The sequence below is a fragment of the Silvania confinis genome (assembly GCF_025564085.1).
Taxonomy (GTDB): domain Bacteria; phylum Pseudomonadota; class Gammaproteobacteria; order Enterobacterales; family Enterobacteriaceae; genus Enterobacter; species Enterobacter confinis.
In genome coordinates this window covers 1-255 of the sequence record NZ_JAMGZJ010000006.1, presented here as the reverse complement: position 1 = coordinate 255, position 255 = coordinate 1, and the positions used below count along the sequence as shown (strand labels likewise).

Here is a 255-nt window from a genome sequence, read left to right as displayed (position 1 = left end):
CGCCGTGAAAGGGCGGAGTCCTAACCGCTAGACGAAGGGGACACGATGTGTCACGACTTCGTAGCCGTCTTGCTCGTTACTTTTCATCAGACAATCTGTGTGGACACTACAAAGGCAGGTTCTTCAGATAAGGAGGTGATCCAACCGCAGGTTCCCCTACGGTTACCTTGTTACGACTTCACCCCAGTCATGAATCACAAAGTGGTAAGCGCCCTCCCGAAGGTTAAGCTACCTACTTCTTTTGCAACCCACTCC

The 255-nt window shown here is 51.8% G+C and carries 1 rRNA gene; it reads right to left on the bottom strand.

Annotation, left to right across the window (positions count from 1 at the left end):
• Positions 1–128 precede the first annotated feature (128 nt).
• A 16S ribosomal RNA gene (locus tag M8013_RS00030) occupies positions 129–255 on the bottom strand; the annotation flags it as partial.